A 13,153-nucleotide genomic window follows, 5' to 3' on the forward strand; every position below is an offset into this window, starting at 1 on the left:
CCTCAGCCCCGCACCGACTCCACGCCCCGATTCGCCAGCCCGTCGGCGCGCTCGTTCAGTTCGTGGCCGGCGTGGCCCTTCACCCAGTGCCATTTCACCTCGTGGCGCGAGCGGGCGGCGTCGAGGCGCTTCCACAGGTCGTCGTTCTTGACCGGCTTCTTGTCCGCTGTCTTCCAGCCGCGCGCCTTCCAGCCGCGGATCCACTCGGTGATGCCCTGCATCACATATTTGCTGTCCGTATGCAGATCGACCCGGCAGGGCCGGGTCAGGGCCTCCAGCGCCATGATCGCGCCCATCAGCTCCATGCGGTTGTTTGTGGTCAGCGGCTCGCCGCCCCATAGCTCCTTCTCGTGACCGGCCCCGGTCTGGAGAATGGCGCCCCAGCCGCCGGGGCCCGGATTGCCCTTGCAGGCGCCGTCGGTGTGGATGATGACGTGACTCATTCGCGCGCTGTAACAGGTTCGCTTGGCGTCGCGCCACCGAAGCGCCTATATGCGGCGTGAATGTATTGCCGGGTCGCGCATCGACCCGAATGAGGAGACGTCGCCGTGGGCGCCATGAGCATCTGGCATTGGGCCATCGTCATTGTCATCGCCCTGCTGCTGTTCGGCGGTCGCGGCAAGCTGTCGGGCCTGATGGGCGACGCGGCCAAGGGCGTGAAGGCCTTCCGTGACGGCCTCAAGGACGAGGACACGAACAAGCAGGCCGACGAGCGTGCGGGCGCCCTGCCGCGCACCGACGCCGAAAAAGAAGACCTGAAGTCGTAAGCGCGCGCTCGCGTCGGAGACCCTGACGGATGGGTGGCCTGGGCCCCGGTATCGGGGGGTTTGAATACGTCGTGATCGCGGTCGTGGCCCTGCTTGTCGTGGGGCCCGAACGCCTGCCCGGCATGCTGCGCAAACTCGGCCAGATGGTCGCGAAGGCGCGCAACATGGCCAACGAGTTCCGCTCCAGCTTCGATGAGATGGCGCGCCAGTCCGAACTCGACGATCTCCGCAAGGAGGTCGACGCCCTGCGTCGCGGCCAGACCAACATGATGCCCCTGGGCGCCGAGGCGGACGCGACCTTCCGCAGCATCCGCGACGACCTCAACGCCCCCCTGACATCCAGCGCTTCGCCGTCGTCCATGAACGCCGCCCCGGACGAATGGCCCGACAGCCCTCCGGTGCTCGAGCCCCTCGAGGCCGCTCCGACGCCCGAGCCCGTCCCCTCCGCGAAGCCGGCCCGCAAGCCCGCTGCGCCGAAGCCCGCGACGACCGCGAAGCCGAAGGCCAAATCCGCCGCAGCGAAGAAGACGGCCGCCGCCAAACCGGCCACCAAACCTCGCGCGACCCGCAAGAAGGCGGCTGAACAGTGAGCCGCCCCGAAGCCGACGAAGACGAGATCGAGGCCTCCCGCGCGCCTCTGATGGATCACCTGATCGAGCTGCGCAGCCGCCTGCTCGTGTGCGTGGTCGCCTTCATCCTCGCCTTCTTCGTGTGCTTCTACTTCGCGGCCGACATCCAGATCTTCCTGATCAAGCCGTTCCAGGCCGCCTATGTGATGCACGAGGCCGCACGGGCCGCCGGCACGCACGGGACCAATCCGTTCGAGCTGATCGCGGTGACCTCCGGGCTGCACCCGATGCCCACGGGCGTCCACGCCGCCGTCGCCCTGCAGGCCACCGGCCCGCTGGAGCAGCTCTTCACCAAGATGAAGGTTGCCGGCTTCGGCGCCGTCGTGGTCGCCTTCCCGGTTCTGGCCTGGCAGCTCTACAAGTTCGTCGCGCCGGGTCTGTACAAGAACGAGAAGGGCGCCTTCCTGCCCTTCCTGCTGGTCGCCCCGATCCTGTTCATTCTCGGCGCGGCGCTGGTCTACTTCGTCATGCTGCCGTTCGTGATGTGGTTCTCGCTGAGCCAGCAGATCGCTGCGGAAGGCATCACCGTCGAGCTGAACACCAAGATCTCCGAATACCTCAGCTTGGTCACCTCGCTGATCCTCGCCTTCGGTTTGTGCTTCCAGCTGCCGGTCATCACGACCTTGCTGGGCATGGCCGGCATCATCTCGTCGAAGTTGATGACCGAGGGGCGGCGCTACGCTATCCTTGCCGTCGTGGTCGTGGCCGCCGTCGTCACCCCGCCCGATCCCATCAGCCAGCTGATGCTCGCGATCCCGCTGGTGCTTCTCTACGAAATCTCGATCTGGTGCGTCCGCCTGATCGAGCTACGCCGCAAGAAGGCCGACGACGCCGAGGCCGTTACCGCCTGACGTCCGTCGCAAGCTGCTCCTGCGTCAACCGGCAAGCCTGCTAGGCTCTTCGGGCAACAACGGAGACACGCCATGTCCGACGCCGGCCGCCGCCTGATGTCCCTCCGGTCCGATCCCGGCCAGACCCGGCTGGACGCCCTGCCTCCGCCCGCCCCGCTGGCCGAGGGCGAGGTCGTGCTGGGCCTCGATCGCTTCTCCCTGACGACCAACAACATCACCTACGCGGCCTATGGCGACGCCATCGGCTACTGGACCGTCTTCCCGACCGGGGTGGACGGCTGGGGCCTGATGCCCGTCTGGGGTTTCGCCGACGTGCTGGAGTCCCGCGCCGAGGGCGTCGCCGTCGGCGCCCGGGTGTTCGGCTACTTCCCGATGGCCGACGCCCTGCGCGTCCAGGCGGAGAAGATCAGCCGCGGCGGCTTCGCCGACGCCTCGCCCTGGCGGAAACAGGTGCCGGACATCTACAACCGCTATGTCCTGTGTGCCGCCGACGCCCATTACGATCCGGCGCTGGAGAACAGCGAGGCCCTGTTCCGCCCCCTGTTCGTCACCTCCTACACCGCCGTCGACTTCCTGCGGGACAAGGCCTTCTTCGGCGCCCGCCAGATCGTGGTGTCCAGCGCCTCCAGCAAGACCGCCTACGGCTCGGCCTGGTGCCTGCTGGACGACGACATCCGCACCGTGGCCCTGACCGGCGCCCGCAACCGCGCCTTCGTCGAGGGCCTCGCCGCCTATGACGAGGTCCGGACCTACGACGACATCGAGAGCCTCCCGGCCGACGTCCCGACCCTCTATCTCGACCTCGCCGGCGATCCGGAGCTGCGCCGCCGCGTGCACACGCATTTCGGCGACAAGCTTGTCTACGACTGCCTCGTCGGCTCGACCCGCAGCGACTCCTTCCAGCTCGGCGACGAGACCCTGCCGGGACCGAAGCCCGTCTTCTTCTTCGCCGCCACCTGTCTGGACGAGCACCGCGAGCGCGGAACCCTGCACGCTTTCTACGAGCGGTTTCTCGCCGACCAGAAGGCCTTCTTCGCCCGCGTGATCGACCCCGCCGCCCCGTGGGTCCGGATCGTCGAGCATCACGGACTGGAAGCCGCCGCCGACGTGGTCGCGGCTCTGGCGAGCGGCGGCGCCGACCCCGCCGAGGGCGCCATCGTCAGGCTCGCCTGAGTTCGTCGCAAACCGCTCCTGCCGCGCCGGTCGGTTCGTTAGGCTGATCGGACGACGGAGGAGCTTCGCGATGTCCTGGTCCGGCTTTCGGCTGCTCACCAGCAAGACAAGCCTCGGCAGGACCCTGCCCGACATCAACACGGCGTCGGCCTCCCTGAGTGATCGCGAAGTCCTGGTCGCCCTTGACCGCTTCTCCCTGACATCGAGCACCCTGGCCGGCGCAGCCTATGGAGACGCGCTCGGCGTCTGGGACCTGTTTCCGGACGAGACCGATGCCTTCGGCCTCATGCCGGTCTGGGGTTCGGCGACGGTTCTTCAGTCGTGCGTCGACGAGATCCGGATCGGCGCACGACTATCCGGCTGGTTTCCGATGGCCGGCACGCTGAAGGTCCGGGTCGGTCAATGCGATGAGACCGGCTTCCTTGAAAGCTCTCCCTGGCGCCAGGCAGCGCCGGACTTCTACAACCGCTACACCTTCGACAGATCGACGGCCGTATCCGGATCTGCGCAAGACGACCGCGACATCGTCCTCCAGCCCCTGTACGCGGCGACGCGCAACGCCTTCGAAGTCCTGCGCCGTCACAGCTTCTTCGCCGCCCGGGATATCCTGCTGTCGACCTTGGCTGCTGACCGGATGGTCCACTGGTTGGCGGTCGTGACGCAGTCCGAGTACGAGGCCAGCATGCAGAGCATGGGCTATTGCGACGCTGCCTGTGCCTTTGGAGAGGTCGAGGACCGGTCCGCCGACGCGCCGACCCTCTACCTCGACCTGACAGGAGATGAAGCGCTGAGCCGGCGTGTCCACGCCCATCTCGGCGACAGGCTGGTGCATCATTGCGTCGTCCCCTCGCCTCCGGGCGACACATACCGCCCCCTGCCCGCGGGCAAGGATCGGGCGCCTGGGGTCGCCGAGCCGCCGCCTGAAGCCGACGACGGATTCGAGAACCCTTGCCTGCTGCCCTGCTACGCGAATGTTCTCGGCAGCCCACAGGTCTTCGCCGAATGCGCCGGCGCTGACAGAATGCCCTGCCCGCCCACGCTCGAACTGAACGGCCTCACGTCCGCGGCAAGAGTCATCGAAAATCTGGCGAGAACGCCCGGCGCCCTGTCGGACGTCACACTGATCCACCTGCCGGCCTGAGGCACACCATGACCTTCTTCCCCGACTTCCTCGACCCGCAGCCCCTGCCCGACGGCCGCCAGTGGACCGCCGCCTTCGACAGCCACGACCCGCGCGAGGACGACCTCTACTACGTCGTCCGGCTTCGCACCGACGGTGCACCGGGCGCCCCCTTCATCGTCCGCGTCTGGCTGGGCCCGCAACCGGACTTCAGCGCGCCCGGCCTCCGCGACGCCCTCACCGTCGAACTGGCCGCCGTCGCGGCGACCGGCGCCACGAACACCGCCTACACCGGCCGCATGGTCTGAGGTCTCGCCCAACAGAAAGGGCGCCGGAGTTGCCCCCGGCGCCCTCTGCGATCGTCAGTCCCCCTGTCGATCAGCAGCTGTAGTACATGTCGAACTCGACCGGGTGCGGGTGAAGCTGCAGGCGCATCACCTCTTCCATCTTCAGCTCGATGTAGCTGTCGATGAAGTCGTCATCCATGACGCCGCCCTTCTTGAGGAAGGCGCGGTCCTTGTCGAGGCTCTCCAGAGCTTCCCGCAGCGAGCCGCAGACTTCCGGAATGTTGCCGCGCTCTTCCGGCGGCAGGTCGTACAGGTTCTTGTCGGCGGGCGCGCCCGGATCGATGCGGTTCTCGATACCGTCCAGGCCGGCCATCAGCAGGGCGACGAAGGTCAGGTAGGGATTGCCCATCGGGTCCGGGAAGCGGGCTTCCAGACGCTTGGCCTTCGGCGAGTTGACCCACGGAATACGGATCGAGGCCGAGCGGTTGCGGGCCGAATAGGCCAGCTTGACCGGCGCTTCATAGCCCGGGACCAGACGCTTGTAGGAGTTGGTCGTCGAGTTGGCGAAGGCGTTGATGGCCTTGGCGTGCTTGATGATGCCGCCGATGTACCAGAGGCATTCCTGCGACAGGCCGGCGTATTTGTCGCCGGCGAACTGGGGCTTGCCGTCCTTCCAGATCGACATGTGCACGTGCATGCCCGAGCCGTTGTCCGCGAACATCGGCTTGGCCATGAAGGTGGCCGACTTGCCGTAGGCGGCGGCCACGTTGTGGATCACGTACTTATAGAGCTGCAGGCGGTCGGCCATGGTCAGCAGGTCCGAGAACTTCAGGCCCAGCTCGTGCTGCGCCGGAGCCACCTCGTGGTGGTGCTTCTCGGGATCGAGGCCCAGGTCCTTCATGACCGACAGCATCTCGCCGCGCAGGTCCTGACCCGAGTCGACCGGGTTCACCGGGAAGTAGCCGCCCTTGGCGCCCGGGCGGTGACCCATGTTGCCTTCCGAATACTCGGCGCCCGTGTTGGCCGGCAGTTCGGTCGAGTCATAGGTGTAGCCGGTGTCGTGCGGCTGGGTGGACCAGCGCACGTCGTCGAAGATGAAGAACTCGGCTTCCGGGCCGAAATAGACGGTGTCGCCCACGCCGGCCGACTGCACGTACGACAGGGCCTTCTTGGCCATCGAGCGGCTGTCGCGGTTGTAGGCCTCGCCCGTGTCCGGGTTCAGCACGTCGCAGAACAGGAACAGGGTGGTCTGCTGGTAGAACGGGTCGACATAGGCTGTCGCCAGATCCGGCTTCAGCAGCATGTCCGACTCGTTGATCGCCTTCCAGCCGGCGATCGACGACCCGTCGAACATCGTCCCCTCTTCCAGGAACTCCTCGTCGACCATGTCGATGTCGAACGTGACGTGCTGCAGCTTGCCGCGCGTGTCGGTGAAGCGGAGATCGACGTAGCGAACGTCTTTCTCCTTGATCTCCGCGAGGATCTTCTTGGCGCTCATTCTTCGAGGTCCGTTTCTTGTGGGGAGGTTGCAAAGGAAACGGCCGCCCGAGAGAGCGGCCGAGGGTGGAAGCGATCAGACGGCCTGGGCCCCCGTTTCGCCGGTGCGGATGCGGATGACGTCGAGGACGTCCGACACGAAGATCTTGCCGTCGCCGATCTTGCCCGTGTGCGCCGCGGTCTGGATGGCCTCGATGACGGAGGCGGCGAGGTCGTCGGGAACCACGACCTCGATCTTGATCTTGGGAAGGAAGTCGATGACGTATTCGGCGCCGCGGTAGAGCTCGGAATGACCCTTCTGGCGGCCGTATCCCTTGGCCTCCAGCACGGTCATGCCCTGCACGCCCGCGTCCTGCAGCGCTTCTTTGACTTCATCCAGCTTGAACGGCTTGATGACGGCTTCAATCTTCTTCATCGGCTTTCCCGGCGGGCTTAAAGGCCTCGCGCTCGGGCGGTAAAGGGACATTGCATTGCACAATAACGCAAGCCCTTTTCGCGCCCTGACGCCATCCGTGAACGGAAGAGAGGTCCAATGACCGACCACGCCCTGCCAGACTGGCGCGACGCCCTGCCCTGGCCTTCGGTCGATACGCACAAGCACCGTCGCGGACGTCTGGGCGTGGTGTCCGGCAAGGCGACGCAGACGGGCGCGGCGCGGCTGGCCGCGCGGGCCGGCCTTCGCATCGGCGCCGGTGTGGTCCGCATCCTGTGTCCGCCCGACGCCGCCCCGGTCATCGCCCCCGCCATCGAGGCGATCATGCTGACCGCCTTCACCGGCTCCGAGACCCTGTTCGAGGCCGCCGAGGGCATGGACGCCGTGGTCGTCGGCCCGGCGGCCGGCGTCAACGACGCCACCGTCATCAACATCCACGCCCTGGCCGAGACCGGCGCGGCCCTGGTCATCGACGCCGACGGTCTGACCGCCTTCGAGCACCGCGCCGCCGACCTGTTCCAGGTGCTCGACCGCGACGACGTGCTGACTCCGCACGAGGGCGAGTTCAAACGCCTGTTCCCCGGCCTGCTCGACCTCGGCCGCGAGGAGGCCGCCCGTATCGCCTCCGAGCGCGCCCGCGCCGTCGTGGTGCTGAAGGGCCCCGCGACCGTCATCGCCGCGCCGGATGGCCGCGTCGCCGTCAACGACAACGGCACGCCCTGGCTGGCCACCGCCGGCTCGGGTGACGTCCTCGCCGGCATGATCGGCGGCCTGATCGCCCAGCGCATGGACAGTTTCGACTCCGCCCGCGCGGCCGTCTGGATGCATGCCGAGGCCGCCCGCGGCTTCGGCCCCGGCCTGATCGCCGAGGACCTTCCGGAACGCCTGCCGGGGGTGCTGGCCGCCCTGTATGCACAGGCTGCGACCTGAGGCCCGGTTCAAATCGTGGACGAACCGGCCTATCTGCTGCGCTTCGCCGCCGGAGTTGCGCCTTGCTGATCGTCCTGTCTCCGGCCAAGCGGCTGGATTTCACCGAACCCGACCCTGCCTTGCCCGCCACCGAGCGTCGGCTGCGCGAGGACACCGCCTCGCTGTCCCGCACGGCCCGCGCCCGCACGGTCGCCGAGCTGCGCCAGTTGATGAGCATCTCGGACGATCTGGCCCGCCTGAACCGCGAGCGCTTCCAGGCCTTCGACGCCGACTCGACCGACGGCGTCCAGGCCGCCTTCGCCTTCGCCGGCGACGTCTATGAAGGCCTGCAGGCCCGCACCCTCAGCCTCACCGGTCTCGAGTTCGCCCAGCGCCACCTTCGCATCCTGTCGGGCCTCTACGGCCTGTTGCGCCCGCTGGACCGCATCCAGCCCTACCGGCTCGAGATGGGCACCCGCCTCAAGACCCGGCGCGGCTCCAGCCTCTACGATTTCTGGGGCGACCGGATCTCGAAGCAGTTGAACGCCGACGCCGAGGGCCTGCACGAGTCGACCCTCGTGAACCTCGCCAGCCAGGAATATTTCGGCGCCGTCGACGCCCGCGCGCTGAAGCTGCCGGTCGTCACCCCGAACTTCCGCGAGGAGAAGGACGGCGAGAGCCGCATCATCTCCTTCTTCGCCAAGCGCGCCCGCGGAACCATGGCCCGCTTCGCCATCGACGAACGGATCACCAGGGCCGAGGACCTCAAGGCCTTCGACCGCGACGGCTACCGCTTCGACCCGGCCGCATCAACCGAGACCGACTGGATATTCACCAGATCGGGAAATTCGTAATCGGACCTGTCGCCTTCGCACACGCGAAGCGCTAGGCTCACAACACGAAACGCCCCGCGCCCTCGCCGGCGCAGGCGGCGACGGGGAAACGAAGGCAGAGCGAAGACATGTTCCAGTGGCCCAGGCGTGGTGACGGCTCCGAATCGGAGGCTGCGCCCTTCCGCGACATCGGCGACCTGAAGGGTCAGGTGGCGGTCATCTCGGGCTCGACCTCCGGCATCGGCCTTGCGTTTGCGAAAGCCATCGCGGCCCGAGGCGGCGACGTCGTCCTGAACGGTCTGGGCGACCCCTCCGAGATCGAGCGCACCCGTGCGGAGCTGGAAGCCAGCTGCGGCGTCCGCGCCCGCTACCACGCCGCCAACATGACCCGCGGCGAGGAAGTCGCCGACATGGTCGCCTACGGCAAGCACGAGCTCGGCCGCGTCGACATCCTGATCAACAACGCCGGCATCCAGCACGTCGAGGCCGTCGAGAAGTTTCCCGCCGACAAGTGGGAGCAGATCATCGCCATCAATCTGTCATCGGCCTTTTACGCCACGCGCGCGGCGATCCCGATCATGAAGGCGCAGGGCCGCGGCCGGATCATCAACCTGGCCTCCGCCCACGGCCTGGTCGCCAGCCCGTTCAAGTCGGCCTACGTCGCCGCCAAGCACGGCGTCATCGGCTTCACCAAGACGGTCGCGCTGGAGATCGCGCAGGACAACATCACCTGCAACGCCATCTGCCCCGGCTTCGTGCACACCCCCATCGTCGACAAACAGATCGACGATCAGGCCCGCACGCGCGGCATGTCGAAAGAGGCGGTGCTCAAGGACGTGATCCTCGGCTCCCAGCCGACCAAGCGCTTCGTGACCACCGACGAGCTGGTCGGCATGATGCTGTACCTGGTCTCCGACCTCGGCGCCTCCGCCAACGGCGCCAGCTTCTCGATCGACGGCGGCTGGACGGCGCAGTAGCGCGCCCTACCCCACGAACCCCGCCGCCCGTCTCAACCGGTCATTGATCGCCTCGCCCAGCCCGGCGTCCGGGATCGGCGACACGGCGATGGCCGAGGCTCCCGCGCGATCCGCCTCGCGGAAACGGCGGAACAGGTTGGCGGCCGCCTCGCGCAGATCGCCTGTCGGGCTCAGGCTCCAGCGGGGGTCGCCGATCCCCGGCCCGAATCCCAGCAGCAGTTCACCCTCGCGCGGCTCCAGCACCTCGATCCGCACCGGCGCGTCCGGCGCATAGTGGACCGTCAGCCGGCCCGGCGAGCGATGCCCCTCGCCACCGCTCTCCAGCGGCCCGACGACCGCCTCGATCTCTTCGCGCGTGACCGAGCCGGGACGCAGCAGGGCGACCCGCCCGTCCAGCACCGACACCACCGTGCTCTCGACACCCACCGGACACGGCCCGCCATCGACGGCGGCCTGAACCGCAAAGCCGGTTTCCTCGACAGCATCGGCGAACGTCGTCGGACTGGGCCGGCCCGAGCGATTGGCCGAGGGGGCCACCACCGGACAGCCGGCCGCCGCGATCACCGCCCGCGCCCGCGCATGGCCCGGAACGCGCACCGCCACGCTGTCCAGCCCGGCCCGCGCCAGATCGCACACCCGGTCACGATCCCGCACCGGCGCCACGATGGTCAGCGGCCCCGGCCAGAAGACCTCGGCCAGCGCCCGCGCCCGCGCGTCGAAGATGGCGATCGTCTCCGCCTCGGCCGCATCCGGCACATGGGAGATCAGCGGATTGAACCGCGGCCGGCCCTTGGCCTCGAAGATGGCGGCGACGGCCTCGGCGTTCCCCGCATCGGCGGCCAGCCCATAGACGGTCTCGGTCGGCAGGATGACCAGTTTGCCGGCGCGCAGGGCCTCGGCCGCTTGCGCCTCGCTGGCGCTCGATGCCGGGCCTGACTGTTCCACCGACGGTTCTCCTGTCGTCTCGAAGCCGCCAGATGCGCCGCGCCGACGCCCCAGCGCAACCCCGCCAGACCTCTGATGTGTCTACGGGTCGCTTGCATACCCCTGCGGCAAGGCGGCATGAACGGCGCAACCCTGCCTTCAAGTAGCCCGACGGGCGACAGGGCAAAGAAGACTATGCTGGAGAGTCGTCCATGTCGTCCTATCGCGCCCCCGTCCGCGACCTCGCCTTCACGCTTCAGGCCGTCGCGGGCATCGAGGCCGTCGCCGCCACCGGCGCCTTCCCCGACTACGACGCCGACGTCATGGGCGCGGTGCTGGAAGCCGCGGGCCAGTTCTCCGAGGAAGTCCTCGCCCCGCTGAACCGCGTCGGCGACCAGAAGGGCTCGATCTGCAAGGACGGCAATGTCACCGCCGCGCCGGGCTTCGCCGACGCCTACCGCCAGTTCGCCGAGGGCGGCTGGACCGGCCTGACCGCCCAGGCTCACTCCGGCGGCCAGCAGATGCCCAAGGCGCTGGAGCTGGCGGCCTACGAGACCGTCCACTCGGCCAACATGGCCTTCGGCCTGTGCCCCATGCTGTCGCTGGCGGCCATCGAGGCGCTGGAGGCCCACGGCACGCCGTCGCAGAAGGAAATCTATCTGCCGAAGCTGGTCTCGGGCGAATGGACCGGGGCCATGGTGCTGACCGAGCCGGGCGCCGGCTCCGACCTCGGCGCCCTGACCGCCACGGCCACGCCGCGCGGCGACGGGACATACGCGCTGAACGGCCAGAAGATCTTCATCACCTGGGGCGACCACGACGCCACGGACAACATCGTCCACATGGTGCTGGCCCGCCTGCCCGACGCCCCGGCCGGGCCCAAGGGCATCAGCCTCTTCCTCGCCTCCAAATTCCTGCTGAACGACGACGGCTCGCTGGGTGAGCGCAACGCCTTCCACCCGGTCAGCGTCGAGCACAAGCTGGGCATCCACGGCTCGCCCACCTGCGTGATGAGCTACGAGGGCGCCATCGGCGAGCTGGTCGGCGAACCCAATCAGGGCCTGTCGCACATGTTTGTCATGATGAACGCCGCCCGCCTCGCCGTCGGCGTCGAGGGCGTCGGCATCGCCGAGCGCGCCTACCAGCACGCCCTGGCCTATGCGCAGGAACGCAAACAGGGCCGCAGCGTCTGGACCGGCCAGCCCAACGCTCCGATCATCGACCACCCGGACGTGCGCCGCACCCTGTCGGTGATGAAGGCCAAGATCGCCGCCGCCCGCGCCATCTGCCTGTCGACCGGCACGGCCGCCGACCTCGCTCGCCATGCCGCGACCGAAGAGGAGCGCAAGCGCTGGAAGGGCCGCGAGGACCTGTTCACCCCGATCGCCAAGGCCTGGTCGACCGACGTCGGCTGCGAGGTCGCCTCGCTGGGCGTCCAGATCCACGGCGGCATGGGCTTCATCGAGGAGACCGGCGCGGCCCAGTACTATCGCGACGCCCGCATCGCCCCGATCTACGAAGGCACCAACGGCATCCAGGCCATGGACCTCGTCGGTCGCAAGCTGTCGCAGGACGGCGGCCAGGCCGCGAAGGACCTGATCGCCGAGATGAAGGCCACCCTGACCCAGTTGCCGGCGCTCTATTCCGGCAAGCCGGTCGAGCGCATGGCCAACGCCATCGAGGCCGTCGAGGACGCCACCCTGTGGCTGCTGGACGCCAAGGCCGACGCCGCCAAGGCCGCCGACGTCCTGGCCGCCGCCGACGCTTATCTGAAGCTGCTGGGCGACGTCACCGGCGGCTGGATGCTGGCGAAGGCCGCCCTGCACGCCCGCGCCGAACTGGACGCCGGCCAGGGCGACGCCGCCTGGCTGGAAGGCAAGATCACCCTGTACGAGGTCTACGCCGCCAACATCCTCGGCCACGCCTCCAGCCGCCTCGCCGCGGTCGGTCAGGGCGGGGCCTTGCTGGAGCGGATGAGTCTGGAGGTTCTGGCGGGCTGACCCCTCCGTCTCGCCGCGCAAGCGCGACGAGCCACCTCCCCACTACGTGGAGAGGTGAACGCGTTAGTCACTCACCTCTCCAGCGAAGCTGGGGAGGGGGACCGCCGGCGAAGCCGGTGGTGGAGGGGTCGACGCGACAATCCTCTCCCCGACAACCCGCGCAATAAACGCCAACACCCCGTCCAACTCATCCCGTACATCGCGCGCGGCGATCCGAATGACCCTGACGCCCTGCGTCGCCAGCCACGCCGTCCGCCGCCTGTCATGAGCTACGCGATCGGGATGATCATGGGTGCTGCCATCGACCTCGACCGCCAGCCTCGCCGCCGGGCAGTAGAAGTCGATGATGTACGGCCCGATCGGATGCTGTCGGCGAAACTTGTAACCACGCAGACGATGCCCTCGGACATGGTTCCAGAGCCGAGCCTCCGGCGGCGACATCGGCCGTCGCAGACCACGGGCACGTTCATGGGCAATCGGCGTCGCCATGCACTTATAAGCTGCATAAATTCTCGCATGAGTCGACCCCTCCACCATGCTTCGCATGGTCCCCCTCCCCGCTACGCGGAGAGGTGAAGTCAGCGGCCAGATCACCTCTCCACCGAAGGTGGGGAGGGGAACCGCCGGCGAAGCCGGGGGTGGAGCGGTCCTTCACCTCTCCATCGAAGATGGGGAGGTGGCTCGACGCGCTCGCGCGACGAGACGGAGGGGTTCTACGCCGCGCACTATTTTCCGATTGTCAGCCATCCCCCG

Annotated in this window: 15 protein-coding genes; 10 read left to right on the forward strand and 5 right to left on the reverse strand. The window is 68.2% G+C overall.

Going from position 1 to position 13,153, the window contains the following annotated elements; genetic code table 11:
* Positions 1-2: 2 nt before the first annotated feature.
* Complete coding sequence (rnhA, locus tag ABDZ95_RS11735; protein ID WP_343793935.1) at positions 3-443, reverse strand: ribonuclease HI; 441 nt, start codon at positions 441-443, stop codon at positions 3-5.
* 105 nt (positions 444-548) lie between these two features.
* Between rnhA and ABDZ95_RS11740 the strand changes: the two genes are divergently transcribed.
* From ABDZ95_RS11740 to ABDZ95_RS11765, 6 genes are all read left to right on the forward strand, one after another.
* Complete coding sequence (locus ABDZ95_RS11740) at positions 549-767, forward strand: twin-arginine translocase TatA/TatE family subunit (protein ID WP_343793937.1); 219 nt, start codon at positions 549-551, stop codon at positions 765-767.
* Between the two features lie 29 nt (positions 768-796).
* Positions 797-1,357 carry a Sec-independent protein translocase protein TatB gene (gene tatB / locus ABDZ95_RS11745; protein WP_425542988.1) on the forward strand — a complete coding sequence of 187 codons (561 nt, stop codon included), beginning with the start codon at positions 797-799 and terminating at the stop codon, positions 1,355-1,357.
* Positions 1,354-2,247 (forward strand): twin-arginine translocase subunit TatC, encoded by an 894-nt coding sequence (tatC, locus tag ABDZ95_RS11750; protein ID WP_343793939.1) that lies wholly within the window; start codon positions 1,354-1,356, stop codon positions 2,245-2,247. The genes tatB and tatC overlap by 4 nt, the downstream gene beginning before the upstream one ends.
* Before the next feature lie 72 nt (positions 2,248-2,319).
* Positions 2,320-3,420, forward strand: coding sequence for a DUF2855 family protein (locus ABDZ95_RS11755; protein WP_343793941.1), 1,101 nt, complete (start codon positions 2,320-2,322; stop codon positions 3,418-3,420).
* A 70-nt stretch (positions 3,421-3,490) separates the two neighbouring features.
* Positions 3,491-4,561, forward strand: coding sequence for a DUF2855 family protein (locus ABDZ95_RS11760; protein WP_343793943.1), 1,071 nt, complete (start codon positions 3,491-3,493; stop codon positions 4,559-4,561).
* 8 nt (positions 4,562-4,569) lie between these two features.
* A complete protein-coding gene (locus ABDZ95_RS11765; protein WP_343793945.1) occupies positions 4,570-4,848 on the forward strand; it encodes a hypothetical protein in 279 nt (92 codons plus the stop codon).
* A 70-nt stretch (positions 4,849-4,918) separates the two neighbouring features.
* On the opposite strand, the gene glnA is transcribed toward ABDZ95_RS11765, so the two are convergent.
* Positions 4,919-6,325: a type I glutamate--ammonia ligase gene (glnA, locus tag ABDZ95_RS11770; RefSeq protein WP_343793947.1), complete on the reverse strand. Its 1,407-nt coding sequence runs from the start codon at positions 6,323-6,325 to the stop codon at positions 4,919-4,921.
* A gap of 75 nt (positions 6,326-6,400) precedes the next feature.
* The gene (locus ABDZ95_RS11775) at positions 6,401-6,739 is read right to left on the reverse strand and encodes a P-II family nitrogen regulator (RefSeq protein WP_343793949.1); all 339 of its coding nucleotides are present in this window, start codon (positions 6,737-6,739) and stop codon (positions 6,401-6,403) included.
* A gap of 117 nt (positions 6,740-6,856) precedes the next feature.
* Between ABDZ95_RS11775 and ABDZ95_RS11780 the strand changes: the two genes are divergently transcribed.
* The 3 genes from ABDZ95_RS11780 (at position 6,857) to ABDZ95_RS11790 (ending at position 9,476) form a co-directional block, all read left to right on the forward strand.
* Positions 6,857-7,687 (forward strand): NAD(P)H-hydrate dehydratase, encoded by an 831-nt coding sequence (locus ABDZ95_RS11780; protein WP_343793951.1) that lies wholly within the window; start codon positions 6,857-6,859, stop codon positions 7,685-7,687.
* A gap of 62 nt (positions 7,688-7,749) precedes the next feature.
* Positions 7,750-8,520 carry a peroxide stress protein YaaA gene (gene yaaA / locus ABDZ95_RS11785; protein WP_343793953.1) on the forward strand — a complete coding sequence of 257 codons (771 nt, stop codon included), beginning with the start codon at positions 7,750-7,752 and terminating at the stop codon, positions 8,518-8,520.
* Between the two features lie 107 nt (positions 8,521-8,627).
* Positions 8,628-9,476: a 3-hydroxybutyrate dehydrogenase gene (locus tag ABDZ95_RS11790; RefSeq protein WP_343793955.1), complete on the forward strand. Its 849-nt coding sequence runs from the start codon at positions 8,628-8,630 to the stop codon at positions 9,474-9,476.
* 6 nt (positions 9,477-9,482) lie between these two features.
* On the opposite strand, the gene ABDZ95_RS11795 is transcribed toward ABDZ95_RS11790, so the two are convergent.
* Entirely contained in the window at positions 9,483-10,421 is a 939-nt protein-coding gene (locus tag ABDZ95_RS11795) for an L-threonylcarbamoyladenylate synthase (protein WP_343793957.1), read from the reverse strand.
* Between the two features lie 191 nt (positions 10,422-10,612).
* Between ABDZ95_RS11795 and ABDZ95_RS11800 the strand changes: the two genes are divergently transcribed.
* A complete protein-coding gene (locus tag ABDZ95_RS11800; RefSeq protein WP_343793959.1) occupies positions 10,613-12,400 on the forward strand; it encodes an acyl-CoA dehydrogenase in 1,788 nt (595 codons plus the stop codon).
* Positions 12,401-12,463: 63 nt separating this feature from the next.
* On the opposite strand, the gene ABDZ95_RS11805 is transcribed toward ABDZ95_RS11800, so the two are convergent.
* The gene (locus ABDZ95_RS11805) at positions 12,464-12,946 is read right to left on the reverse strand and encodes an endonuclease domain-containing protein (RefSeq protein WP_343793961.1); all 483 of its coding nucleotides are present in this window, start codon (positions 12,944-12,946) and stop codon (positions 12,464-12,466) included.
* Positions 12,947-13,153 lie beyond the last annotated feature (207 nt).

Origin of the sequence: Brevundimonas kwangchunensis, assembly GCF_039523815.1 — a bacterium.
GTDB classification, from domain to species: domain Bacteria; phylum Pseudomonadota; class Alphaproteobacteria; order Caulobacterales; family Caulobacteraceae; genus Brevundimonas; species Brevundimonas kwangchunensis.

What these genes read in the sequence shown, in the direction of transcription:
- ABDZ95_RS11775 (WP_343793949.1), bottom strand. Translation starts at nt 6,739, where the DNA reads ATGAAGAAGATTGAAGCCGTCATCAAGCCGTTCAAGCTGGATGAAGTC.
- ABDZ95_RS11780 (WP_343793951.1), top strand. Translation starts at nt 6,857, where the DNA reads ATGACCGACCACGCCCTGCCAGACTGGCGCGACGCCCTGCCCTGGCCT.
- ABDZ95_RS11765 (WP_343793945.1), top strand. Translation starts at nt 4,570, where the DNA reads ATGACCTTCTTCCCCGACTTCCTCGACCCGCAGCCCCTGCCCGACGGC.
- ABDZ95_RS11800 (WP_343793959.1), top strand. Translation starts at nt 10,613, where the DNA reads ATGTCGTCCTATCGCGCCCCCGTCCGCGACCTCGCCTTCACGCTTCAG.
- ABDZ95_RS11805 (WP_343793961.1), bottom strand. Translation starts at nt 12,946, where the DNA reads ATGCGAAGCATGGTGGAGGGGTCGACTCATGCGAGAATTTATGCAGCT.
- glnA (WP_343793947.1), bottom strand. Translation starts at nt 6,325, where the DNA reads ATGAGCGCCAAGAAGATCCTCGCGGAGATCAAGGAGAAAGACGTTCGC.
- ABDZ95_RS11760 (WP_343793943.1), top strand. Translation starts at nt 3,491, where the DNA reads ATGTCCTGGTCCGGCTTTCGGCTGCTCACCAGCAAGACAAGCCTCGGC.
- tatB (WP_425542988.1), top strand. Translation starts at nt 797, where the DNA reads ATGGGTGGCCTGGGCCCCGGTATCGGGGGGTTTGAATACGTCGTGATC.
- ABDZ95_RS11790 (WP_343793955.1), top strand. Translation starts at nt 8,628, where the DNA reads ATGTTCCAGTGGCCCAGGCGTGGTGACGGCTCCGAATCGGAGGCTGCG.
- rnhA (WP_343793935.1), bottom strand. Translation starts at nt 443, where the DNA reads ATGAGTCACGTCATCATCCACACCGACGGCGCCTGCAAGGGCAATCCG.
- ABDZ95_RS11755 (WP_343793941.1), top strand. Translation starts at nt 2,320, where the DNA reads ATGTCCGACGCCGGCCGCCGCCTGATGTCCCTCCGGTCCGATCCCGGC.